General features: G+C 42.7%; 19 protein-coding genes, 2 tRNA genes, 1 rRNA gene and 1 pseudogene. 11 read left to right on the forward strand and 12 right to left on the reverse strand.

From position 1 onward, the window contains the following. Positions 1-20 precede the first annotated feature (20 nt). From H7F27_RS00165 to dnaA, 10 genes and pseudogenes are all read right to left on the reverse strand, one after another. Positions 21-96, reverse strand: a tRNA-Ala gene (locus H7F27_RS00165). A 12-nt stretch (positions 97-108) separates the two neighbouring features. Then, positions 109-185, reverse strand: a tRNA-Ile gene (locus H7F27_RS00170). 101 nt (positions 186-286) lie between these two features. After that, positions 287-1,836, reverse strand: a 16S ribosomal RNA gene (locus H7F27_RS00175). A 286-nt stretch (positions 1,837-2,122) separates the two neighbouring features. Further along, entirely contained in the window at positions 2,123-4,594 is a 2,472-nt protein-coding gene (gene gyrA, locus H7F27_RS00180) for a DNA topoisomerase (ATP-hydrolyzing) subunit A (protein ID WP_024123585.1), read from the reverse strand. Between the two features lie 211 nt (positions 4,595-4,805). Continuing rightward, positions 4,806-6,723, reverse strand: a pseudogene (gene gyrB / locus H7F27_RS00185) (DNA topoisomerase (ATP-hydrolyzing) subunit B). Between the two features lie 55 nt (positions 6,724-6,778). After that, positions 6,779-7,024 (reverse strand): extracellular matrix regulator RemB, encoded by a 246-nt coding sequence (remB, locus tag H7F27_RS00190; protein ID WP_024123583.1) that lies wholly within the window; start codon positions 7,022-7,024, stop codon positions 6,779-6,781. Between the two features lie 17 nt (positions 7,025-7,041). Continuing rightward, positions 7,042-8,154 carry a DNA replication/repair protein RecF gene (recF, locus tag H7F27_RS00195; protein ID WP_024123582.1) on the reverse strand — a complete coding sequence of 371 codons (1,113 nt, stop codon included), beginning with the start codon at positions 8,152-8,154 and terminating at the stop codon, positions 7,042-7,044. A gap of 15 nt (positions 8,155-8,169) precedes the next feature. Beyond that, positions 8,170-8,385 carry a ribosome maturation protein RlbA gene (gene rlbA, locus H7F27_RS00200; RefSeq protein WP_003219264.1) on the reverse strand — a complete coding sequence of 72 codons (216 nt, stop codon included), beginning with the start codon at positions 8,383-8,385 and terminating at the stop codon, positions 8,170-8,172. Between the two features lie 131 nt (positions 8,386-8,516). Further along, a complete protein-coding gene (gene dnaN / locus H7F27_RS00205; RefSeq protein ID WP_024123581.1) occupies positions 8,517-9,653 on the reverse strand; it encodes a DNA polymerase III subunit beta in 1,137 nt (378 codons plus the stop codon). A gap of 191 nt (positions 9,654-9,844) precedes the next feature. Beyond that, positions 9,845-11,185, reverse strand: a complete 1,341-nt coding sequence (dnaA, locus tag H7F27_RS00210; RefSeq protein ID WP_003242674.1) for a chromosomal replication initiator protein DnaA — start codon at positions 11,183-11,185, stop codon at positions 9,845-9,847. 632 nt (positions 11,186-11,817) lie between these two features. On the opposite strand from dnaA, the gene rpmH reads away from it, so the two are divergent. The 8 genes from rpmH to noc all read left to right on the forward strand — a co-directional run bounded on the left by rpmH (position 11,818) and on the right by noc (position 19,312). Then, positions 11,818-11,952, forward strand: coding sequence for a 50S ribosomal protein L34 (rpmH, locus tag H7F27_RS00215; RefSeq protein WP_003178075.1), 135 nt, complete (start codon positions 11,818-11,820; stop codon positions 11,950-11,952). 148 nt (positions 11,953-12,100) lie between these two features. Continuing rightward, complete coding sequence (rnpA, locus tag H7F27_RS00220; protein WP_024123579.1) at positions 12,101-12,454, forward strand: ribonuclease P protein component; 354 nt, start codon at positions 12,101-12,103, stop codon at positions 12,452-12,454. A gap of 141 nt (positions 12,455-12,595) precedes the next feature. Continuing rightward, positions 12,596-13,381: a YidC family membrane integrase SpoIIIJ gene (spoIIIJ, locus tag H7F27_RS00225; RefSeq protein ID WP_081638392.1), complete on the forward strand. Its 786-nt coding sequence runs from the start codon at positions 12,596-12,598 to the stop codon at positions 13,379-13,381. Next, positions 13,378-14,004: an RNA-binding cell elongation regulator Jag/EloR gene (gene jag / locus H7F27_RS00230; protein ID WP_024123578.1), complete on the forward strand. Its 627-nt coding sequence runs from the start codon at positions 13,378-13,380 to the stop codon at positions 14,002-14,004. Before spoIIIJ ends, jag begins: the two co-directional genes overlap by 4 nt. A gap of 315 nt (positions 14,005-14,319) precedes the next feature. Continuing rightward, positions 14,320-15,699 (forward strand): tRNA uridine-5-carboxymethylaminomethyl(34) synthesis GTPase MnmE, encoded by a 1,380-nt coding sequence (gene mnmE, locus H7F27_RS00235; RefSeq protein ID WP_024123577.1) that lies wholly within the window; start codon positions 14,320-14,322, stop codon positions 15,697-15,699. Between the two features lie 20 nt (positions 15,700-15,719). Continuing rightward, positions 15,720-17,606, forward strand: coding sequence for a tRNA uridine-5-carboxymethylaminomethyl(34) synthesis enzyme MnmG (gene mnmG / locus H7F27_RS00240; RefSeq protein ID WP_101859620.1), 1,887 nt, complete (start codon positions 15,720-15,722; stop codon positions 17,604-17,606). Positions 17,607-17,619: 13 nt separating this feature from the next. Further along, on the forward strand, positions 17,620-18,339 hold the full coding sequence (gene rsmG / locus H7F27_RS00245) for a 16S rRNA (guanine(527)-N(7))-methyltransferase RsmG (protein WP_024123575.1): 720 nt from the start codon (positions 17,620-17,622) through the stop codon (positions 18,337-18,339). Positions 18,340-18,460: 121 nt separating this feature from the next. Continuing rightward, positions 18,461-19,312: a nucleoid occlusion protein gene (noc, locus tag H7F27_RS00250; RefSeq protein WP_003219249.1), complete on the forward strand. Its 852-nt coding sequence runs from the start codon at positions 18,461-18,463 to the stop codon at positions 19,310-19,312. 44 nt (positions 19,313-19,356) lie between these two features. Here the strand turns inward: noc and H7F27_RS00255 are convergent, their stop codons facing one another. Then, positions 19,357-19,797 (reverse strand): PH domain-containing protein, encoded by a 441-nt coding sequence (locus H7F27_RS00255; protein ID WP_185848364.1) that lies wholly within the window; start codon positions 19,795-19,797, stop codon positions 19,357-19,359. 249 nt (positions 19,798-20,046) lie between these two features. On the opposite strand from H7F27_RS00255, the gene soj reads away from it, so the two are divergent. Together soj and spo0J are read left to right on the forward strand one after the other, a co-directional pair. Beyond that, entirely contained in the window at positions 20,047-20,808 is a 762-nt protein-coding gene (soj, locus tag H7F27_RS00260) for a sporulation initiation inhibitor protein Soj (RefSeq protein WP_010332665.1), read from the forward strand. Then, a complete protein-coding gene (spo0J, locus tag H7F27_RS00265) occupies positions 20,801-21,649 on the forward strand; it encodes a stage 0 sporulation protein Spo0J (protein WP_024123572.1) in 849 nt (282 codons plus the stop codon). The genes soj and spo0J overlap by 8 nt, the downstream gene beginning before the upstream one ends. Positions 21,650-21,688: 39 nt before the next feature. On the opposite strand, the gene yyaC is transcribed toward spo0J, so the two are convergent. Beyond that, positions 21,689-22,306: a spore protease YyaC gene (gene yyaC / locus H7F27_RS00270; RefSeq protein ID WP_024123571.1), complete on the reverse strand. Its 618-nt coding sequence runs from the start codon at positions 22,304-22,306 to the stop codon at positions 21,689-21,691. A 510-nt stretch (positions 22,307-22,816) separates the two neighbouring features. Between yyaC and H7F27_RS00275 the strand changes: the two genes are divergently transcribed. Continuing rightward, positions 22,817-23,833, forward strand: coding sequence for a YkvI family membrane protein (locus H7F27_RS00275; RefSeq protein WP_049809975.1), 1,017 nt, complete (start codon positions 22,817-22,819; stop codon positions 23,831-23,833). Positions 23,834-23,869: the final 36 nt, after the last annotated feature.

Below are 23,869 nucleotides of genomic sequence, written 5' to 3' on the forward strand. Positions count from 1 at the left end.
CTAGTTTTCAAAGAACACGTTGGTGGAGCCTAGCGGGATCGAACCGCTGACCTCCTGCGTGCAAAGCAGGCGCTCTCCCAGCTGAGCTAAGGCCCCATTTGTATAAGATGGTGGGCCTGAGTGGACTCGAACCACCGACCTCACGCTTATCAGGCGTGCGCTCTAACCAGCTGAGCTACAGGCCCATCTTAACTTATTCAAGGAACAAAGTTCCTTCAAAACTAAACAAGACAGGGAACGTTCTGTTTATAAGACCCAAGGTCTTATATTCCGTAAATATCCTTAGAAAGGAGGTGATCCAGCCGCACCTTCCGATACGGCTACCTTGTTACGACTTCACCCCAATCATCTGTCCCACCTTCGGCGGCTGGCTCCATAAAGGTTACCTCACCGACTTCGGGTGTTACAAACTCTCGTGGTGTGACGGGCGGTGTGTACAAGGCCCGGGAACGTATTCACCGCGGCATGCTGATCCGCGATTACTAGCGATTCCAGCTTCACGCAGTCGAGTTGCAGACTGCGATCCGAACTGAGAACAGATTTGTGGGATTGGCTTAACCTCGCGGTTTCGCTGCCCTTTGTTCTGTCCATTGTAGCACGTGTGTAGCCCAGGTCATAAGGGGCATGATGATTTGACGTCATCCCCACCTTCCTCCGGTTTGTCACCGGCAGTCACCTTAGAGTGCCCAACTGAATGCTGGCAACTAAGATCAAGGGTTGCGCTCGTTGCGGGACTTAACCCAACATCTCACGACACGAGCTGACGACAACCATGCACCACCTGTCACTCTGCCCCCGAAGGGGACGTCCTATCTCTAGGATTGTCAGAGGATGTCAAGACCTGGTAAGGTTCTTCGCGTTGCTTCGAATTAAACCACATGCTCCACCGCTTGTGCGGGCCCCCGTCAATTCCTTTGAGTTTCAGTCTTGCGACCGTACTCCCCAGGCGGAGTGCTTAATGCGTTAGCTGCAGCACTAAGGGGCGGAAACCCCCTAACACTTAGCACTCATCGTTTACGGCGTGGACTACCAGGGTATCTAATCCTGTTCGCTCCCCACGCTTTCGCTCCTCAGCGTCAGTTACAGACCAGAGAGTCGCCTTCGCCACTGGTGTTCCTCCACATCTCTACGCATTTCACCGCTACACGTGGAATTCCACTCTCCTCTTCTGCACTCAAGTTCCCCAGTTTCCAATGACCCTCCCCGGTTGAGCCGGGGGCTTTCACATCAGACTTAAGGAACCGCCTGCGAGCCCTTTACGCCCAATAATTCCGGACAACGCTTGCCACCTACGTATTACCGCGGCTGCTGGCACGTAGTTAGCCGTGGCTTTCTGGTTAGGTACCGTCAAGGTACCGCCCTATTCGAACGGTACTTGTTCTTCCCTAACAACAGAGCTTTACGATCCGAAAACCTTCATCACTCACGCGGCGTTGCTCCGTCAGACTTTCGTCCATTGCGGAAGATTCCCTACTGCTGCCTCCCGTAGGAGTCTGGGCCGTGTCTCAGTCCCAGTGTGGCCGATCACCCTCTCAGGTCGGCTACGCATCGTTGCCTTGGTGAGCCGTTACCTCACCAACTAGCTAATGCGCCGCGGGTCCATCTGTAAGTGGTAGCCGAAGCCACCTTTTATGCTTGAACCATGCGGTTCAAGCAAGCATCCGGTATTAGCCCCGGTTTCCCGGAGTTATCCCAGTCTTACAGGCAGGTTACCCACGTGTTACTCACCCGTCCGCCGCTAACATCAGGGAGCAAGCTCCCATCTGTCCGCTCGACTTGCATGTATTAGGCACGCCGCCAGCGTTCGTCCTGAGCCAGGATCAAACTCTCCGATAAAGTAGTTTGACTGACTACGCACATCGCTGTGCGATTTATATTAAAACTTGAATTAACAGGTACGTTTTGTCTTGTTTAGTTTTCAAAGAACTTTGTGCGCCTCTCTCGAAGCGACTACTTAATAGTAACATTTTTAGTTAACTAGGTCAACACTTTTTTAAAAAATGTTTTCATCTAGTAATGTCTATGTCTTTTAAAAGACAACAGAAATGATTATACCATAAATCTTCTCACTGTAAAGAGTTTTTGATATAAAAAAGCGCAGCTGGTATAGCTGCGCTTTTTCTTAACTTTCTTGTGTCTCTTCTTGCTCATTTTCTTCATTATCATCGTTTTTCTCAACTAATGCGACTGTGGCCACATGCTCTTGTTCCGCCATTCTGATGAGACGTACACCTTGAGTTACGCGTCCGGTAGTTGAGATATCATTGATATCCATTCTGATCAGTACACCGCTGGCAGTAATAATCATCAGATCCTCTTCACCTTTGGTAGCTTTCACCGCTACTAAATGGCCGTTGTTCTCCGTGATTTTACATGTTTTCAGTCCTTTTCCGCCTCGGCTTTGAGTTCTATATTCTTCAGCCGGAGTTCGTTTACCGTAACCTTTCTCGGTCACGATAAGGACATCAGATTCTTCCTCTAATATTTCCATGCCGACGACAATATCGTCGTCAGTAAGGGTGATGCCTTTTACGCCTGCCGCTGTTCTTCCCATTTCCCTAACATCTGTTTCAGAGAAACGAATCAGCAAGCCGTTTTTCGTTCCGATGATGATTTGTTTTGTGCCGTCAGTAAGCCGGACACCCATTAATTCATCATCTTCACGCAGGCTCAGCGCAATTAAGCCGTTGTTACGGATATTAGCAAACTGAGACAGTGAAGTGCGTTTTGAAACCCCATGTTTTGTTGTGAAGAAGAGATAGAGATCTTCTTCGAATGCAGTGACTGGGATTATTGCGTTAATCCATTCACCTTTTTCTACCTCCAACAGATTGATAATCGGGATTCCCTTAGCGGTTCTACCGTATTCAGGGATTTCATACCCTTTTGAACGATACACTTTCCCTTTGTTGGAGAAGAAGAGAATCGTGTCATGTGTTGAAGTAGAAATCAGATGTTCAACGAAATCATCTTCGTTTGTCCCCATTCCCTGAACGCCTTTTCCTCCGCGCTTTTGACTGCGGTAAGTCGAAGCAGGCAGACGTTTGATATATCCGTTATGCGTCAGAGTGACAACGATGTTTTCTCTTTCGATGAGATCTTCATCTTCAATTGTTTCAAGGCCGGCAGTAACAATCTCAGTGCGTCTTTCATCGTTGAAACGCTCTTTAATTTCTGTGAGCTCTTCACGGATGATCTCAAGCACTTTTTCTTCATTGGCCAAGATTTCTTTAAGCTCTGCAATTAATTTAATAAGGGATTGGTATTCTTCTTCAATCTTTTCTCGTTCCAACCCTGTTAAACGCTGGAGCCTCATGTCTAGAATAGCTTGGGCTTGTTTTTCGGTCAGCGAGAATTGTTCAATTAACCCTGTTCTCGCAATTTCAGCCGTTTGAGAGTTGCGGATAAGGGAAATAACTGCATCAAGATGATCGAGGGCAATCCTTAATCCTTCCAAGATATGCGCTCTTGCCTCTGCTTTACGCAATTCATAAGCAGTACGGCGTCTGATAACGACTTTTTGGTGATCTAGATAATGCACCAGGCATTGCTTTAAATTTAATACCTTCGGCTCACCGTCAACAAGCGCCAGCATGTTAATCCCGAAGGAAGTTTGCAGGGCCGTTTGTTTGTAAAGATTGTTCAGGATAACATGCGCATTGGCATCTCGTCTGATTTCAATGACAATCCGCATACCGTTACGGTCAGATTCATCACGCAAATCAGTTATTCCTTCAATTTTCTTATCTCTGACAAGATCAGCAATCTTCTCAATTAGACGCGCTTTATTCACCTGATAAGGGAGTTCTGTTACTAAAATTCTTTCTTTCCCTGATGAAGTTTCTTCAATTTCTGCTTTTGCCCGAATCGTAATAGAACCTCTTCCGGATTCATATGCCTTGCGAATTCCGCTTCTGCCTAAAATTTGTCCGGCAGTCGGGAAATCCGGTCCAGGAATGAATTCCATCAGCTCTTGGATTGTTATGTCCTTGTTCTCGCTTACGGCAAGCACTCCGTCAATAATTTCTCCAAGCTGGTGCGGCGGTATATTTGTAGCCATTCCGACTGCAATACCGGCTGCTCCATTTACAAGCAGGTTTGGGAATCTTGACGGCATGACAACAGGTTCTCTCTCTGAACCATCATAGTTATCTTGATAATCAATCGTGTCTTTTGTGATGTCTCGCAGAATTTCCATGGCGATCTTAGACATTCTGGCTTCGGTGTACCGCATCGCAGCGGCTGAGTCTCCGTCTACAGAACCAAAGTTTCCGTGACCGTCCACCAGCATATAACGGTAGTTGAAATCCTGCGCCATTCTGACCATAGATTCATATACCGCTGAATCACCGTGAGGATGGTATTTCCCGATAACTTCTCCGACGATACGAGCCGATTTTTTATACGGCTTGTCACTCGTCATGCCTAAATCATTCATCGCGTATAAAATCCGTCTGTGAACCGGTTTTAAACCGTCACGCACATCCGGAAGCGCCCGGGATACGATAACGCTCATCGCATAATCCAAAAAGGACGTGCGCATTTCCTGACTGATATTTATTTCACGAACTTTTGGTGTGTTTTGTTCACTCATTAAAAAACCTCCCTGAAGTATCACATGAAATTATGTGGGAGTAGATTGTCCATTATGATCTTCAATACGATTTCACTATTCTCCATTATATCAATAAACTTATACTTATACACATTAAATTACTAGAATATATAGGTTTTACAAGAATTCCTGCGTCCTGTCCTATTCAGAAAAAAGCCTTATTTCTTATTGGAAATAAGGCTTTGTATTATTAGATATCGAGATTTTTTACGTATCTCGCATTTGCTTCTATGAAATTTCTGCGCGGTTCTACTTTGTCTCCCATCAGCATTTCGAAAGTTTCATCCGCATCCATTGCATCCTCTAGAGTCACCTGCAGAAGCGTTCTTGAGCCCGGGTCCATTGTTGTCTCCCAAAGCTGGGTGGCATTCATTTCACCGAGACCTTTGTAACGCTGCAATCCAGGCTTAGGCGTTTGAGGAAGAGTTTGCAACAGTTCCTCCAGCTGCTTGTCATTGTATGCATATTCAACACGTTTACCCTGCTGGACTTTGTAGAGCGGCGGCTGCGCGATGTACACGTAGCCATTTTCGATAATCTGACGCATATATCTGTAAAAGAACGTCAACAGCAATGTTCTGATGTGTGCGCCGTCAACGTCGGCATCTGTCATAATGACGACTTTGTGATAACGGGCTTTTTCCAAGTTGAAATCTTCCCCGATACCTGTGCCGAGTGCAGTAATCATAGAACGAACTTCGTTGTTAGAAAGAATTTTATCAAGCCTTGCTTTTTCAACGTTTAGGATTTTACCTCTTAGCGGCAAAATGGCTTGGAAATGCCTGTCACGTCCCTGTTTTGCAGATCCTCCGGCAGAGTCACCCTCTACGATATATAACTCGGAGATGCTCGGGTCTTTCGAAGAGCAGTCCGCTAATTTACCGGGAAGGTTTGAAATCTCCAAAGCGCTTTTGCGGCGCGTTAATTCACGCGCTTTTTTCGCAGCCATTCTTGCTCTTGCTGCCATTAAACCTTTGTCAACGATTTTTTTTTGCCGCATCTGGATTTTCCAGCATAAATGTTTCCAACGCCGCAGAAAATAACGTATCTGTGATCGTCCGCGCCTCTGAGTTGCCTAGTTTTGTTTTCGTTTGGCCTTCGAACTGCGGATCCGGGTGTTTGATCGAGATAATCGCGGTAAGCCCTTCTCTCACATCATCTCCGCTTAAGTTTGGATCATTTTCTTTTATGAGTCCTTTTTTTCTGGCGTAATCATTGATGACACGAGTCAGCCCCGTTTTAAAACCGGCTTCGTGGGTACCGCCTTCGTACGTGTTGATATTGTTTGTAAATGAGTAAATATTGCTTGTGTAGCTGTCATTGTATTGCAGAGCGACTTCAACCGTAATGCCGTCCTTTTCGCCTTCAATATAAATCGGCTCTTCATGGACAACTTCTTTGGAGCGGTTTAAATACTCTACATAGCTTTTAATTCCGCCTTCGTAATGATACTCATTTTTGCGCTCTTGGCCTTCACGTTTATCTTCAATCGTGATGTTTACGCCTTTTGTCAAAAAGGCTAATTCGCGAACACGGTTAGCAAGCAGATCATATTCATACTCAGTTGTTTCCGTGAAGATTTCAGGATCTGGAACAAAGTGTGTAGTCGTTCCTGTATGATCCGTTTCGCCAATAACTTCAAGATCAGAAACCGGGACACCGCGGTTATAGACTTGGCGATGGATTTTTCCGTCACGGTGAACAGTCACATCAAGCTCTGTTGATAACGCGTTAACGACCGAGGCACCTACACCGTGCAAACCTCCGGACACTTTATATCCGCTTCCGTCAAATTTTCCGCCGGCGTGAAGCACAGTCATAATGACTTCAACCGCAGGACGACCCATTTTCTCATGAATACCGACTGGAATCCCGCGGCCATTATCAATTACCGTAATGCTGTTGTCTTTTTCAATTTGGATATTGATATCTGTACAATAACCGGCCAGGGCTTCGTCAATACTATTGTCGACAATTTCCCATACCAGATGGTGAAGGCCTTTACTGTTGGTTGAACCGATGTACATCCCCGGTCTTTTACGAACAGCTTCCAATCCTTCTAGTACCTGTATCTGATTTTCATCATAACTATTTTGCTGCTGTTCCATAGCCACGTTATTCACCTACACTTTTCTTAAACAATATATTCGTTATAAAAAATCACTAAGAATCTATTTCAACCATAAATTGCGCACGTTTTTTTAATGTGCTGGAAGATAAGGGAGAGTAATATATATTCTGAACCGTGACTACGATAGATTTGGGTGTGCCGTTTACGGAAGGCACCAGCTTGTGTTTCTGTTTTTCCAGAAATTCTTCAACAATTGGCGACATGTTGGCTTTAAAATCAAAAATGCCAATAATATCGCGTGTTGAAACCACAAAATCATCACCTAAATGAATATACAATTGCCCACCTCATTTCTTCACTTCACTAACGTACCGTTTTGCACACGGAACATACCTGCTTGCCGTAAGGTTTCGTGATCAATGCCATCAACGCTTGTCGTTGTGACAAACGTTTGTACACGGCCCTGGATGGTATGAAGCAAGTGCGATTGGCGATAATCATCCAGCTCACTCAGCACATCATCCAATAGTAAAATGGGATATTCTCCGATTTCTTCATGGATCAGGTCAATCTCAGCCAGCTTAAGGGATAATGCCGTCGTCCGCTGCTGTCCTTGAGACCCATACGTCTGCACATCGCGTCCGTTCACATAGAAAAGAACATCATCCCGATGAGGTCCAGACAGCGTGACGCCGCGCTCGATTTCTTTTTCTCTTAATTTAGAAAACGCTTCTTGATAGCTATCTCCTATTTTCGACAAGTCTTCAGGATCTGATACCTCAAGCGCCGTATGGTACTTCAGCGTCAATTCCTCAAGCCCTCTTGAGATGCCCGAATGGATAGGCTGCGCCCATTTTTCGAGCTGTGCCGTGAACTGCAGACGTTTTACGACGACTTTTGCGGCAACTTCAATAAGCTGATCAGTCAGAACATCAAGCATTGTTCTGTCAGTTTGTTTTCTTGTTTGCAGCTGTTTCAAAAAATGATTTCGCTGGGAAAGAATCTTCTGGTAAAGAGAAAGGTCATACAGGTAGACAGGAGAAACTTGGCCGATTTCCATGTCAAGAAATCTCCGTCTCACTTGAGGGCTTCCCTTTACAAGGTTTAAATCTTCCGGTGCAAACATGATGGTGTTGAGGGCGCCGACATACTGGCTGAGCTTTTGCTGTTCGATATGATTGACCTTGCCCTTTTTACCCTTTTTGGAGATGACGAGCTGCATTGGGATCGCCCCGTTTTGCTTCATCACTCTTCCCTCTATTTTAGCATAGTCTTTGTCCCACCGGATAAGTTCTTTGTCATTTGAAGTCCGATGCGATTTTGCCATGGACAAGACATAGATCGCTTCCATGAGGTTTGTTTTCCCCTGAGCATTTTCTCCAATGATCACATTTACTTTATTTTCAAATTGAAGTTCAGCATGTTCATAGTTGCGGTAAGATGTCAGTTCTAAGTTCTGGATATACAATCAGTGTCACCCGCTTTAATTGACGACTTGAAATGAACCAAATCCTTCAATCTCTACCACATCTCCAACATACAGCTTTCTGCCGCGGCGATTGTCCGGCTCATTGTTCACAAGCACTTCATGCTCGCTCAAAAACCACTTTGCCATGCCGCCTGACTGAATCACATCGGCTAATTTCAGAAATTGCCCGAGTGTAATCATCTCTGTATCAATAGAAATCGGATTTGCCATTATATCGACCTCTTTCAAATATCACTAATATCTAATTGTACTAAAAAAAAACGAATTAGGGAAAGGGAAAACTTGACGGAGCAGATTACGAATAGAAAAGCTGCCGAGCAGGTCGGCAGCCGTATATCGGATTAATAGGTTCTGACAGGGAGGATAAGCTGTACGATTGTTTCATCATTCGGCGTGCGAATTAAGAAAGGTCTCATAGCTCCTGTAAAGCTTACACGTATCTCTGCTCCTTCAAGCACCTTTAATGCATCCAGCATATATTTTGGACTAAATGAGATATTTAATTCCTCACCCTCGATTTGATCCGCAAGAACCGCTTCCACCACTTTTCCGATTTCAGGTGAATTAGAAGAAATCTCAATTGATTCAGCAGGTTTTGCAGAAAGCTTCACCACGTTATTGCGTCCTTCTCTGGCTAATAAAGATGCACGATCAATCGCCTGAAGGAATTCTTTTGTGTTCACAATGATTTCTGTCTTGCTCTCTTGCGGAATAAGGCTGGTTGTATCCGGATAATTTCCATCCAGCAGGCGTGAGAAGAACAAGACGTTTTTTGCTTTAAACAGAACCTGGGTTTCTGTAATGACGATATCTACAAGTTCTTGGTTGTCATCCAAAATCTTGCTGAGTTCAGTTAAGCTCTTACCCGGAATCACGACGTTATAGGATCTGTCTTCTGAAATATCAAGTTTCGCTTTTCTTAAAGCTAAACGGTGGCTATCCGTTGCAGTGCATAATAATTCACTTTTCTCTACTTTCCAGTTTACACCTGTCAAGATAGGGCGTGTTTCTGAGGTGGACACCGCAAACACTGTTTGTCTAATTAGGTTTTTTAATAAATCCGTAGGAATCTGAATCGCATGATGCTCTTCAATCTGCGGCAAGTGAGGATACTCATCAGCATCAAGCCCATTTAGGTTAAATTCGGCTTTTCCAGAGCGGATAATCGTCAGATATTGATTTTGCACTTCGATTTCTACAGTTGCCATCGGGAGTTTTTTTACAATCTCACTAAAGAAGCGGGCCTGTAATACAATGCTGCCTGGCTGTTCAATCGTAACGATTTCTTTATCTCCTTCTTCTTTTGGAATAAAAGACTCGATGGAAATATCTGAATCACTTCCAGTAAAAGATACCCCTTCATCTGAGGCAACGATCTTAATACCGGTCAAAATCGGAATTGTAGTTCTGGATGAAACTGCTTTTAATACATCTTGGACACTTTCAACAAGACGATCTTTCTGAATCGTAAATTTCATTTTTATCCTCCTAACGGATAATGTTTAATATATATATTTTTTTAAAAAAAGTAGTAGAAGTAATAGTAGGGCTTGTGGATTTGTGGATAAGTTGTGAAAAAGACAGGAAACACAGCCTATCCACATGTGGACAGACTGTGCATGACTTTAGAAAAGTTATTCACACTTCTCCCGATTTATCCCCGGCCCTATTATTTAAGCTGTTCCTTAATTTCTTTTACATGCTGCTGAAGCTGTTCATCATCTGCCAGCAGTTTTGAAATTTTTTCATGCGCATGAATAACGGTTGTATGGTCACGTCCTCCGAATTCCTCTCCGATTTTAGGGAGAGAGGAGTCAGTCATTTCTCTCGATAAGTACATAGCGATTTGACGCGGGAATGCTACCGATTTTGTCCGTTTTTTTGCTTTGAAATCCTCAAGCTTAATATTGAATTGCTGGCCTACTACTCTCTGAATTTCTTTTATTGTAATCACTTTCGGTTTTGAGGAAGGAATAATATCTTTTAATGCCTCAGCGGCCAGATCGGCATTAATATCTTTATTAATTAAAGATGAATAAGCAACGACCCTGATTAACGCCCCTTCCAGCTCCCGAATGTTGCTGTCGATTTGATTTGCGATATAAAGCATAACCTCGTTCGGAATATCCAAGCCTTCCGCTTTGGCTTTTTTTCTTAAAATCGCAATTCTCGTTTCTAAATCAGGAGGCGTGATATCTGTAATCAGACCCCATTCAAATCGTGAACGCAATCTGTCTTCAAGTGTCGGAATTTCTTTAGGCGGTCTATCACTTGAAATGACGATTTGTTTGCTTTCTTCGTGCAGCGTGTTAAAAGTATGGAAAAATTCTTCTTGCGTTTGTTCTTTCCCGGCTAAAAATTGAATATCATCTATCAAAAGCACATCAACATTTCGGTAGCGATTGCGAAAATCAACTGCTTTATTATCTCGAATAGAGTTGATGAACTCGTTAGTAAATTTCTCAGAAGACAGATAAACCACTTTGGCAGAAGGATTATGATCTATTACATAATGGCCGATCGCATGCATTAAGTGTGTTTTCCCTAAGCCAACGCCCCCGTAGATAAATAAAGGGTTGTATGCTTTTGCAGGTGCTTCCGCTACTGCCAGGGAAGCAGCGTGAGCGAATCGGTTTCCAGATCCGATGACAAAAGTATCAAAAGTATATTTTGGGTTGAGCATATTTTGAGGAAAATCAGATGTATCTTCTTTTACCGCTTTTTTGACTTGCGGTTTCGGCATAAAGTCTTCGACATCTTGATTTTGAGGAATGACAAACTTAATGCTCAATTCTTCCCCGGTTAATTCATATATAGTATCTGCAATGAGATGCAAGTATCTGGACTCCAGCCAGTCTCTGGCAAATTCATTAGGAGCGGTAATTGTCAATGTATCTCCTTGCAGTGAGTGGGCTTTCGTTGATTTCATCCAAGTCTCGAAACTCGGTTTGCTCAATTTTTTTTCGATTTGAGCAAGGGCTTGGTTCCACAGGTCTAATATATTTTCCATCTTCCGGCACGTCCCTCCTTTTCTAAGAAAATAACGTCTTTTCCTGTTATAGAACACAAAAAAAGAGCAAATGGCGGTAACCATTCGTACACATTAAATGTTGAGAACATATAATATAGTAGATAAATAGCTTTTCGACAAATTTCACAACTTGTGGACAACTTTCTACACATGCTGTGTGAAATCAATCCACAAGTTATCCACAGTTTGTGGATAATGAGTGAAAGCAAGATTAGTAATCAAGAGTTAAAACACAAATATAATACCAAATTAAACGAGAGCTTGCAATGGTTGTCACAATCTTATCCACAAAGCGGACAACCTGTTGAAAAAAATTGTCCACAGGGGTTGGCGGTGTGAAAATGTTGTCGATAACCTTTGTGGATATTGAAAAAAGGGGAAAAAGATATCCACATCGCGTATTTTCAGCTCAGAATGTTATTTGAATCAGGACTTTTTTTTTCGTTAAATTCAGGAATCTGAAAAAATAAGGTTTCGAAAGTCGAGAAGGTATGGTATCCTATTATGGTTGCAAGAAACAAAAGCACTAGTGAAGTTGACAATGAATAGGTAACGCAAATATAATAAGTAAGACTGTCTTTAACAGCTATTCCTCGAGGGAGGTGTCATAAATGAAAAGAACATTCCAACCGAATAACCGTAAACGCAGTAAAGTTCATGGCTTCAGAAGCCGTATGAGTTCAAAAAACGGTCGTCTAGTTTTAGCGCGCCGTCGCCGCAAAGGCAGAAAAGTATTATCAGCTTAGGCCACTGAATAATGTCAGTGGTCTTTTTTCACTTTAAGGGAAAAGATATATGTGATGTGTATGAGCAGGGGGATCTCCCCTGTCTCTGCGTATCTCATTTTCAAATAAAATTAAAAGTTTCTGCCAGCCAGTATCGGAGTGAGTCAATTTGAAGAAGCGAAATCGTTTAAAGAAAAATGAAGATTTTCAAAAAGTGTTCAAGCATGGCACATCAGTAGCGAATCGCCAGTTTGTCTTATATACGCTTGATCAGCCTGAAAACGATGAGCTGCGCGTTGGTCTTTCCGTCAGCAAAAAAATTGGCAATGCAGTAATGCGAAATCGGATAAAACGTTTGATCCGGCAAGCTTTTCTAGAAGAGAGAGACAGACTGAAGCAAAAGGATTACATTATTATCGCTAGAAAACCAGCAAGTCAGCTGACATTTGAGGAAACGAAAAAAAGTCTGCAGCATTTATTCAGGAAGGCCTCATTATATAAGAAAACTTCGTCAAAAAAGTAGATGCCACTGCTTTCTTAAAACTTTTAAAAGCGCTTCCTTTCTGGTTGATCAGAAAAAGACACCATTTAAAACTGAAAGATGCTAAAATACATACAAGTATGTTTTGTAATAAGAGAGTGTAAAGAATGATTATAGGAGGAAATGTTGTTGAAAAGGAGAATATGGTTGCTATTAAGTATGGTCGGCGTATTCATGCTATTGGCTGGATGCTCGAGTGTCAAAGAGCCGATCACTGCAGATAGTCCGCATTTTTGGGACAAGTACGTAGTATTTCCATTGTCTGAGCTCATTACGTATGTTGCGAAATTGACGGGAGACAACTATGGACTGTCAATTATTATTGTTACAATTTTAATCCGTTTATTAATTTTGCCGCTGATGATCAAGCAGCTGAGAAGCTCGAAAGCGATGCAGGCTTTACAGCCGGAAATGCAAAAGCTCAAAGAAAAATACAGCTCAAAGGATCAAAAAACGCAGCAAAAACTTCAGCAGGAAACAATGGCTTTATTTCAAAAGCATGGCGTCAACCCATTGGCAGGGTGTTTCCCGATTTTAATTCAAATGCCGATTTTAATTGGATTCTACCATGCGATCATGAGAACACAGGCGATTTCAGAGCACAGTTTCTTATGGTTTGACTTAGGAGAAAAAGATCCTTTCTATATTCTTCCGATTGTTGCCGGTGTTGCCACTTTCGTACAGCAAAAATTAATGATGGCGGGCAATGCGCAGCAAAATCCGCAAATGGCAATGATGCTTTGGATTATGCCGATTATGATCATTGTGTTTGCGATCAACTTCCCGGCGGCGCTTTCTCTTTATTGGGTAGTCGGTAACTTGTTTATGATTGCGCAAACTTTCCTCATTAAAGGGCCTGATATTAAAAAAGATCCTCAGCCGCAAAAAGCCGGAGGAAAGAAAAAGTGAGGAATGTGACTGCTGCAGGGCGAAATGTCGATGAAGCAGTACAGTCCGGATTACGAGAACTGCAATTAACGAAGGATGAAGTTGAAATTACCGTTATTGAAGAGGGAAACAAAGGTTTTCTTGGTATATTCGGCAAAAAGCCGGCAATCGTGAAGCTGGCTGAAAAATTTGATCCGATTCAGGAAACAAAGATGTATCTTGAAAGAATTGCCGAATCCATTGCCGGAAAGTCTGATGTGACTGTAAAAGAAAGCAAAAAGGCAGTGAGTTTCCATATAACGGGTGAAAAAGCGGCATTGTTAATTGGAAAAAGAGGACAAACCTTAAATGCACTTCAAACTTTGACCCAGCTTGTCCTTAATCGTTATTCAGATCAGTATTTAAATGTGACGGTAGATGCAGAAAACTACCGTTTGAAAAGGAAAGAGACGCTGAGTCAGCTGGCTGTGAGACTGGCAGACCAGGTTTTGAAAACGAAAAAAGATGTTCATTTAGAACCGATGCCGTCCAGTGAAAGAAAAATCATTCATGATGCCCTTTCCAGATATGCAAATCAGCAGATCGAAACGTATTCAATGGGTGAAGGCGAAAATCGCCACCTCGTTATTTCCCAGAAAAGATAACATAAAACCGAAGTCCGGTAAAAATCGGAACTTCGGTTTTTTTGTATAGAAAAATCTATTTTTCCTTGTATTATCAAGCTTTTTCCGTTTAAGTTTTTCCTTTTTAGGTGTATCCTGTTGATAAAAAGGAAGTTCAGGAAATAAAATTAATTGTTATTCACATGTGGATAAGTTAAAGTAATAAGGGATGAATTTCTGAGTCTGTGGATAACACATCTTCCACTTCGAACCAAACTATGTTATCTTTTAGTTTTGGCATAATAAAATATTTTTTTATATAGATGAATGAGAGTATAGAAAAGAGAGGTGAACAACATGGATACAATTGCTGCCATTTCTACACCGATGGGAGAGGGTGCGATTGCTATTGTGCGGCTGAGCGGACCGGAAGCAATCCAGATTGCCGACAGAATGTATAAAGGGCCGAAAGGGAAAACGATCAGTTCGGTCGAATCACACACGATTCATTACGGCCATATTGTAGACAAACGTACGGATCGGGTCGTGGAGGAAGTAATGGTATCGGTGTTAAAAGCACCGAGAACTTTTACACGTGAAGATGTTATAGAAATAAACTGCCACGGGGGAATTGTGACAGTAAACCAAGTGCTCCAGCTCGCCTTAAGAGAGGGAGCGAGACTGGCGGAGCCTGGTGAATTCACGAAACGCGCGTTTTTAAATGGGCGAATCGACCTTTCACAGGCGGAAGCGGTGATGGACTTAATCAGAGCGAAAACGGATCGGGCAATGAACGTCGCTATGAATCAAATGGAAGGGCGTCTCTCTGCTTTGGTGCGCCGTTTACGCGATGATATTTTAGAAACGCTGGCCCATGTTGAGGTAAATATAGATTATCCGGAGTATGATGATGTAGAAGAAATGACACATCAGCTTTTAGTTGAAAAGGCAAGCTCCGTTAAAAAAGAAATTGAGGCGCTGCTTAGAACATCTGAGCAGGGCAAAATTTTGCGGGAAGGTCTTTCTACTGTCATTATCGGCCGTCCGAATGTCGGAAAGTCTTCTCTTCTTAACAGCCTGGTTCATGAGGCAAAAGCTATTGTTACCGATATTCCGGGTACGACACGGGATGTGATTGAGGAATACGTAAATGTAAGAGGTGTTCCGCTTCGTCTTGTTGATACTGCAGGTATTCGTGAAACAGAGGATATTGTTGAACGAATAGGTGTTGAACGCTCTCGTCAGGTTCTGAAGGAAGCAGACCTGATTTTACTTGTGCTTAATTATAGTGAAGAGCTTTCTGAAGAAGACGTAAAGCTTTTTGAAGCCGTTGAGGGAATGGACGTCATCGTCATTATGAATAAGACTGACCTCGAGGCGAAAATTGACATAGAACGTGTACGCGAGCTGGCCAATGGACGTCCTGTTGTAACGACATCTCTTCTAAAAGAAGAAGGCGTTAATGATTTGGAGGAAGCGATTCAATCGCTGTTCTATACAGGTGCTATTGAAAGCGGAGATTTAACGTATGTCAGCAATACACGCCATATTTCAATTTTACAGGAAGCAAAACGCGCCATTGAAGACGCGCTTAGCGGCATCGAACAGGATGTCCCGATCGACATGGTGCAGATTGATCTTACAAGATGCTGGGAGCTTCTGGGCGAAATCATTGGAGACGCTGTCCATGAAAGCTTAATTGATCAGCTCTTTTCACAGTTCTGTTTAGGAAAATAAATAAAGGAGGAACTAGAATCATGGGGTATGAAGCAGGCCAATACGATGTGATAGTGATTGGCGCCGGGCATGCCGGTGTTGAGGCTGCCCTCGCATCAGCACGTCAAGGCGCCAAAACGCTTGTCTTGACCATCAACTTAGATATGGTTGCGTTTATGCCATGTAATCCGTCTGTCGGCGGCCCTGCAAAAGGGATTGTCGTCCGCGAAATTGACGCGCTTGGCGGAGAAATGGGCAGAAATATTGATAAAACGCATATTCAAATGAGAATGCTGAATACAGGAAAAGGTCCTGCTGTCCGTGCGCTGCGTGCGCAAGCAGATAAATTCCAATATCAGCATGAAATGAAAAATACGCTTGAAAAAGAACCAAACTTAACGCTGCTGCAAGGAATTGTAGAACGTCTGATCATTGAAGACGGCGAGTGCCGCGGTGTCATTACACAAACCGGTGCGAATTACCGCGCGAAAGCAGTTGTTATGACGACAGGAACATATTTGAGAGGACGTATCATTCTCGGTGATCTTTCTTACTCAAGCGGTCCGAACAACCAGCAGCCTTCTATTAAGCTTTCTGAGCATTTGGAAGAACTGGGCTTCGACCTTGTTCGTTTTAAAACAGGTACGCCGCCTCGCGTCAAAAGCGACACGATTGATTACAGCAAAACGGAAATTCAGCCTGGTGACGAAGTGCCTCGCGCTTTCTCATATGAAACAGTTGAATATATCACAGATCAGCTTCCTTGCTGGCTGACATATACGAGCCCTGAGACACATGAGATTATTGACAGCAACCTGCACCGTTCACCGATGTATTCCGGTATGATCAAAGGTACAGGTCCGAGATACTGCCCGTCAATTGAAGATAAAGTTGTTCGTTTTAATGATAAACCGCGTCATCAAATTTTCCTTGAGCCAGAAGGCAGAAATACGCAGGAAGTTTATGTTCAAGGTTTGTCTACCAGTCTTCCAGAGGACGTGCAGCAAAGAATGCTTGCAACGATTCCGGGTCTGGAAAACGTTCAAATGATGAGAGCCGGCTATGCGATTGAGTACGATGCGATTGTACCGACTCAGCTATGGCCGACGCTTGAAACGAAAAAAATTACCAATCTCTACACTGCCGGCCAAATTAACGGAACATCCGGTTATGAAGAAGCTGCGGGACAAGGGATTATGGCGGGAATCAATGCAGGACGAAAAGCGCTTGGAAAAGAAGAAGTGATTCTAAGCCGTTCTGACGCCTACATTGGTGTTCTCATTGATGACCTTGTGACGAAAGGGACAAATGAGCCATACCGTCTTTTGACATCTCGCGCTGAATACAGATTGCTTCTTCGGCATGACAATGCAGATCTGCGTCTGACAGAAATCGGCCACCGCATTGGATTGATTTCTGATGAGCGATTTGCGGCTTTTGAGAAGAAAAAAGCGGCGATCGAAGCGGAGAAAAAACGTCTGCATTCTGTGATTATCAAGCCGTCTCCAGAAAATCAAGAATATATCCGTTCTCTTGGCGGAAGCGAATTGAAAGATGGGGTACGCGGCACAGACTTGATGAAACGTCCTGAAATGAACTATGAAACTGTTACAAAACTGGCGCCGCCAGAAGTGCCGGTTCCTCAAGACGTGGCAGAACAAGTAGAAATCCAAGTGAAATATGAAGGATATATTGAAAAATCGCTTCAGCAAGTGGAAAAACTGAAGAAGATGGAAAACAAAAAAATCCCTGATCGAATTGATTATGACGCAATTAAGGGGATTGCAACCGAGGCTCGTCAAAAGCTGAAAAACGTACGGCCTTTGTCTGTTGCCCAAGCTTCCCGTATTTCCGGTGTGAATCCGGCAGACATTTCAATTCTATTGGTATATTTAGAGCAGGGCCGCATTGCGAAGATAGCCGAGTAGAAAGGATGACGGCATGAATATTGAAGAATTCACTTCTGGACTGGCGGAAAAAGGGATCTCCCTTTCTCCTCGTCAGCTGGAGCAATTTGAGCTGTATTACGATATGCTGGTTGAGTGGAATGAAAAAATCAATCTGACTTCGATTACAGAGAAAAAAGAAGTGTATCTGAAGCATTTTTATGATTCCATTACAGCTGCATTTTATGTCGACTTCAATCAGATGAATACGATTTGTGATGTCGGAGCGGGAGCGGGTTTTCCGAGTCTGCCGATTAAAATATGTTTTCCGCACCTTCATGTCACAATCGTAGATTCACTAAACAAACGAATAACGTTTTTAGAAAAGCTGTCTGAAGCTTTACAATTGGAGAATACGACATTTTGCCATGACAGAGCTGAAACATTCGGGCAACGGAAAGACGTAAGGGAAAGCTATGATATCGTGACAGCGCGAGCGGTTGCGAGACTATCTGTTTTAAGCGAGCTTTGTCTGCCTCTGGTTAAGAAAAACGGTTTATTTGTTGCTTTAAAAGCCGCATCTGCTGAAGAAGAATTAAATGCGGGGAAAAAAGCAATCACAACGCTTGGAGGAGAACTTGAGAATACCCATTCCTTTAAGCTGCCTATTGAAGAAAGCGATCGTAATATTATGGTGATACGCAAGATCAAAAATACACCTAAGAAGTATCCAAGAAAACCGGGAACTCCTAATAAATCGCCAATTGAAGGGTAATTTAGACAGCCTGATATGACAATACCATCATATTTTCTTCAAAATTAATGACGGTACAGCAGGAAAAACCATGAGAAAATAGAATTATAAAAATGGCAGTTTTTAAAGGTGGTGTAGGTACATGAAGCATTCATTCTCTCGTTTCTTCGGGCTTGGTGAGAAGGAACAGGAACCGGAGATTGCTGAACATGAGACAAACAAAGAAGAGATTCTGGAAATACCGGTAAATGCTATCGTTCCCAACCGTTTTCAGCCACGCACCATTTTCTCAGATGAAAAAATCAAAGAGTTAGCAATGACCATTCATACACACGGCATTATTCAGCCGATTGTTGTCAGGCATACAGAAGAAGAAGGCCAATACGAACTCATTGCAGGTGAAAGACGCTGGAGAGCGGTGCAATCGCTCGAGTGGGAAAAGATTCCGGCCATTATTAAGGATTTTTCCGACACGGAAACCGCTTCAGTGGCGTTAATTGAAAATTTGCAACGTGAGGAATTGTCTTCGATTGAGGAAGCGCATGCCTACGCAAGGCTCCTTGAGCTTCATGATTTAACACAGGAAGCACTGGCGCAGCGTTTAGGAAAAGGGCAGTCAACGATTGCGAACAAACTGCGGCTATTAAAGCTGCCTCAGCCGGTTCAAGACGCAATCATGGAGAAGAAAATCACAGAGCGTCATGCCAGAGCGCTGATTCCCCTGAAACAGCCTGAGCTCCAAGTCACACTGCTCACAGAGATAATTGAGAAAAGCTTAAATGTAAAGCAGACAGAAGACCGCGTGGTTAAAATGCTGGAGCAAGGCCAGAGAAAACCAAAGCCTAGACGCAAAGCGTTCAGCAGGGATACTAGAATTGCAATGAACACGATTCGCCAGTCACTGTCAATGGTTGAAGACAGCGGCGTAAAATTGAATACGGAAGAAGAGGAATTTGAAGAATATATTCAATTGACGATTCGCATACCAAAATAAAAGCTCTCCTGCTTGTCCAGGAGAGCTTTTTCGCTAAAAGGAAATTAATTACTTTTAATTATGATTGTCATATTAGAATTCTTTTCTTTGAGCTTGTGGATAAATTCTTCCGTGTCTTGTGGAGAAATGACTGCATGTCCCCAGCCTCCCCGATAATAAATCGTAATCGCACGCCGTGAGCCAATAAGCCGAAAACCTGACCACAGCTTCTTTTGCTGAATCACTTTGTCGATTTTTTCGTAAGGAATTTGATGTTTGATCAATCCGGCTTTAATGATCAAACGGTGCTCCTTCAATACATATTTCAGATCAATGAAACTCCAAATGATGAGCACGTTGAAAAGAGTCAGCAGAACAAAAATGATCCAGCCGGATATCCTCATATGTCCCAGCACAAAAGGAACTATGGCATCTGCTTGTATCAGTAATATGAGAAACACAATCATAAGAGTAACGGGTGCATCTCTTTTTGTTTTGTAAACCATATGATCACCGTCCTGTTTGTACTTTCTGCATTGTAACTTCTTCTTTTTTTCTATTAGAAATCCCTTTTTTAAGTCAAAAAAACATATCAGTTTTAGAATTTATAAGAGAAAGCAATAAAGCGCTGATTAAATTTTTCAAATATTCCCTTCTGATAAAAAACAAAATGATGAAAAAAGTGAAACGCTTTAATCTTTTTTTGATAAAATAGAAACATGACAGTACATGTTCATGTGAAAGTAGGTGACATCGTGGGAAAAATCATAGCAATTACGAACCAAAAAGGCGGAGTCGGAAAAACAACGACGTCTGTCAACCTTGGAGCATGCTTAGCTTACATAGGGAAAAGGGTTCTGCTGGTAGATATTGATCCGCAGGGGAATGCAACGAGCGGATTGGGGATTGAAAAAGCCGATGTAGATCAGTGTGTGTACGATATTTTAGTAGATGATGCAGATGTAATAGATATTATTAAAGCAACTTCAGTAGAGAATTTGGATGTGATTCCTGCGACGATACAGCTTGCAGGAGCTGAGATCGAGCTGGTTCCGACAATTTCAAGAGAAGTCAGACTTAAGAGAGCGCTTGAAGCAGTGAAGCAGAATTATGATTATATTATTATTGATTGTCCTCCGTCATTGGGATTGCTGACAATTAACGCGTTGACTGCTTCAGATTCAGTTGTGATTCCTGTACAGTGCGAATACTATGCCTTGGAGGGACTGAGCCAATTATTAAATACAGTACGTCTTGTGCAAAAGCATTTGAATACTGATTTAATGATTGAAGGCGTATTGCTGACGATGCTTGATGCCCGGACAAATCTTGGCATTCAAGTGATTGAAGAGGTAAAAAAATACTTTAGAGATAAAGTATATCAGACTGTTATTCCGCGTAATGTCCGTCTGAGTGAGGCACCGAGTCACGGTAAACCCATCATTTTATACGATCCGCGGTCAAGAGGTGCGGAAGTATATTTAGATTTAGCAAAGGAAGTGGCTGCGAATGGCTAAAGGCCTTGGAAAAGGGATTAATGCGTTGTTTAATCAGGTTGATTTGTCTGAAGAGACAATCGAGGAAATCAAAGTTACCGATTTACGCCCTAATCCTTATCAGCCAAGAAAACACTTTGACGATGAAGCTCTAGCGGAGCTCAAAGAATCTGTGCTGCAGCATGGCATTCTCCAGCCGCTTATCGTTAGAAAATCTTTAAAAGGCTATGATATCGTTGCGGGTGAACGGCGCTTTCGGGCGGCAAAGCTTGCAGGTTTAGAAACAGTTCCAGCGATTGTCCGTGAATTATCAGAGGCGTTAATGAGAGAAATTGCTTTACTGGAAAACCTTCAGCGGGAGGATTTATCACCGCTGGAAGAGGCTCAGGCTTATGACTCTTTGCTCAAACACTTAGATGTCACGCAAGAGCAGCTTGCAAAACGTCTCGGAAAAAGCAGGCCGCATATTGCCAACCATTTAAGATTGCTGACATTGCCTGAGAACATTCAGCAGCTGATTGCGGAAGGCACGCTCTCTATGGGGCATGGCCGCACACTTCTTGGTTTGAAAAATAAAAACAAGCTTGAACCGCTTGTGCAAAAAGTGATTGCAGAACAGCTTAACGTTCGACAGCTTGAGCAGCTGATTCAGCAATTAAATCAGAATGTTCCACGTGAAACAAAGAAAAAAGAGCCTGTAAAAGATGCGATTATCAAAGAACGGGAATCGTATCTCCAAAATTATTTTGGTACAACAGTAAATATTAAGAGACAAAAGAAAAAAGGCAAAATCGAAATTGAGTTTTTCTCCAATGAGGATCTTGAACGGATCTTAGAGCTTTTATCAGAACGAGAATCGTAAATGAAAGAAAACCATCTTCAATAGAGATGGTTTTTTGTTTTATAATCGTCCTGTGAGTCTTTGCAACGGATTAAGCCGTTCCTGCCTCCACTCTGTTCGATCTGTTAAACTCAGTCCTTCAGCAAGAACATTTGCCATATTCATGACCAAGTGAAGCCTTGTATTTTGTAAAACAAAGTACTCCATGAAACCGCTAACATTTACAATTCCATTCACATGGAGATCTCCTACCTCAGGAAGATCCTTCTGTACACCGGCACCAGGCTTTAGTGGGCCATCTCCGATCTGGAATGAACCTACGCTTTTCACACGCCCTAAGCATGCATCCACTGCCACAATAAATGGGTTTTTATGTAATTTGTGAATTTCCATCAATTTGTCCTTCATGTTTACAGCGTGCACAGGATCAGACAGAGTGCCGTAGACGTGGAATCTTGTGAGCTGCATCTGTTTGAGTTTCATTCCTACGAGCGGGCCTAATGAGTCACCAGTTGAACGGTCTGTTCCGATACAAACCACAACAATCGGTCTGCCGGCAGCTTTACGTAAGGATGAAGAAAGAATCGTTTGTATTTGTTTTGCTGCAGCTGTATCTGTATGTGAAACATATTGCTTTACTCGTTCCTGAGAAGAAAAAAGCCCGCCTTTTCGATTCATAGGTTTCACTTCCTTGTAAGGTATCGGAATTGCTAGGGATGTGTTTTTTTGGTATGTAAGGTTGTTTACATTATATCCAGCAGTTAGGTTTTTTATGCTTTCTGTCTGTTTACGGATTTTTGGATACAAAGAGGAAAAGATAGAGGTTATTTACAAGTATTGTGCCGCAGCGCTTCAGGTGAAGCAAGATATGGTCTGCTGTTTTGGTAATGGAGGAATCATTAATATGCGGAACGCCTAATGAAGATTACGATAAGATCGGAATAACTGAATGATTGAAAATGATATCTTGGTGAAGAAGCGTATAAAGGAATGGTAAAGAAAGCGGAGGATCGGATTCTATGTTTTGACTGCCTGTTTAGGCGGCCTTTTTTTATGTGTATTTTGTACTGTATTTTCACATTCAACCATTATTTTTTGTTTTCCTATGAAAATAGGCATTTTTATTATTAGCGCTCTATATAGTAACAATAACGGAAACAAGCTGAACTCTGTACTTATGAGGTGATAATGTTGTGGAGAGCCGGAATGAGGTGGATGCTGCTTATATTAGGCAGCCTGATCGGCGCCGGATATGCAAGCGGTCAGGAGATATGGCAGTTTTTTGGCGCAGAAAGCGGACTGGCTATTGTGCTGTTTACAGTGATGTTCATTTTCTCGTCTTATATTGTGATGAAAATCAGTTTTAAGGTTCAATCCACTCACTTTCTTCCGGTTCTTGAACATTTAATGGGACCGTGGCTGGCGAAAATTTATGATATTCTCATTGTCTTTTATTTATTTTCTACAACCATGGTGATGATCGCCGGAGGCGGAGTGACACTGCAAATGTACAAGCTCCCTTTTTGGTGGGGAATTGCGCTGCTTTGCATCGTGACGGTGTGTTTGTTTTTCTGGGATGTGAAAGGGATTTTATCTGTGAATGGCATTTTAATTCCTATTTTAGTTGCCGGGCTGATGTATGCGTTATTTTCATTTCAGAGCACTCATCACCATACGTGGACGATAGATTTGAGCCGGCAGTATAACTGGCCTGCCAGCATTACGTTTACTTCTTTAAATATTCTTTCGGTTGTCGCGATTTTATCATCTGTCGGGAAAGAAATGAAAGGGCTGGGGGAAGCTAAAATCGCCAGTGTGGCCAGCGGTCTTATTTTTGGCGTGATCTCTTTTGTATATAATGAAACGTTGGTAGAACTGGCTGGTTCCCTTTCTCAATTTGAAATTCCGCTGTTTGCCATTCTGGAGGGTGCCCCTTATCTTCTTTTTTTATGTATGACTGCGGTGCTGTGCCTTGCGATATATACGACGACGGTGGCTGGTTTATTTGGATTATCCAGCCGGCTGATGGCTTTTCTTCACATGCCGAGATGGATGATCGTATTGATTCTGTTAGTGTTGATGGTGCCTTTTACTTCTTTCGGTTTTTCCGATTTAATCGCTTTTTTATATCCTATTTATGGAATGCTGAATCTTTATCTATTAGTTTGTTTGCTGTTATACCCTATTTTAAGTAAATGGAAATAAGAGGATTCCCTTCTTTTTGGGTATGATGATTGCTCT

The sequence above is a fragment of the Bacillus sp. PAMC26543 genome, from assembly GCF_014250375.1.
In the GTDB taxonomy this organism is placed as follows: domain Bacteria; phylum Bacillota; class Bacilli; order Bacillales; family Bacillaceae; genus Bacillus; species Bacillus halotolerans.